We start from the raw sequence: 1219 nt of genomic DNA, 5'->3' as shown, positions 1-1219 counted from the left end.
AATTGGCGCCGTTAATGTGCCAGGGGTTACGCTGGCACAACTTGCAATGCCACAGGTTAACCCGGCATAAAAGGTGAGGTCTTGGTCGACGGGCGCATCTCCACGATCGGCCAATGGAATATCATCGTTGTTTTTGACCTCGATATCCGAGAAGGAGGGCGGTGCGTTGGTATGGACCAGCATCACCCCCACATTGGTGGCCGTGGATGACGCGGCGCGGAACAGCCATTTAGTGTCCTGAAGGACTCCTGGTCCGGTAACATTTACCACGGGAAGCTGACTGTTACCCACGGCATTACAATCTCGTACGCTCAGAACGAAAGGCTGTGCGGCCAGCAGTGAGGAGGGGACTAATTGCGCTTGTTGCAGTGTCCCGAGATCCAGCGTGGATTTATCCAGACTGAATGCGCAGGTGCTTTCAATCAGCGTGGCCGAGAAGTTGATCGTAATAGCCTGTACCGACGCAGAGAAAATACTTAGCGTGCTGATCACGCCGCCAATGATAAATGCATTAAGGCAACGTTTGGGTAAATGCATTGACGGCCCCCTCGTCATTGATGGTTTGCCAACGGACATCACCTCGGGTGGCACTGGTTTTAAATATTTGATTCGAGAACGGTGCCATCGTGAGTTTTTCTGGGGTGTCCAGGCGGATATGTTGTCCACCAACCTGAAGGCTGGCAAAGCTGATAAAATACGCTGAGGCGTTTTCCGCTTTTATGCCGCCATCCACACGAGAAAATTTAATATTTTGCTGTGCCTCTCGGGATGTAGAGGGCAATCCGCTCGGGCGATAAAACAGCTTAATAATGGACCCCACGCCAAATTGGGTCGCGCCATGCACTTTGCTTGCGCTATTTTGATCGGCGGGGGGAGTGGACGCTGGTACGGCACTGGCGTGAAAATAAAACAGAGATTCGCGATCGGTCGGCGCATTAATATTTTGGGCTGAGATGCGTAATTGATTAACGGCTCCGGGTTCAAGACGAAATAGCGGCGGTCTGACAAGGAACGGCGCGGGCTGGTAGTTGGCCTGCGCGCGACTGACGCGGGCTTGAACCAGATAAGGTTGCGATACCGTCGTATTGCGGACGGAAACGCTGATACTGTCAGCACCTTGCGGGTAAATAAGGCGAGAGGCATTAATGCCAAACCCGTCAGCCTGCGAAGTGGTGGGCACTGTAAACAAAGAGAGCAGCAGAGCCATAACCAACGATAT

At 52.7% G+C, this 1219-nt stretch carries 2 protein-coding genes; both read right to left on the bottom strand.

Annotation, left to right across the window (positions count from 1 at the left end):
* Nucleotides 1–537 (bottom strand): fimbrial protein (locus J5224_RS28750; RefSeq protein WP_264628502.1); only part of this gene is annotated, 537 nt, incomplete at its 3' end.
* A partial coding sequence (locus J5224_RS28745) for a molecular chaperone (RefSeq protein ID WP_319802503.1) occupies nt 512–1219 on the bottom strand: 708 nt, incomplete at its 5' end. The genes J5224_RS28750 and J5224_RS28745, both read right to left, overlap by 26 nt.

Source organism: Candidatus Symbiopectobacterium sp. NZEC135 (assembly GCF_025962695.1).
Note: the sequence above shows the minus strand (reverse complement) of the source record. Positions and strands in the feature narration are given on the sequence as shown.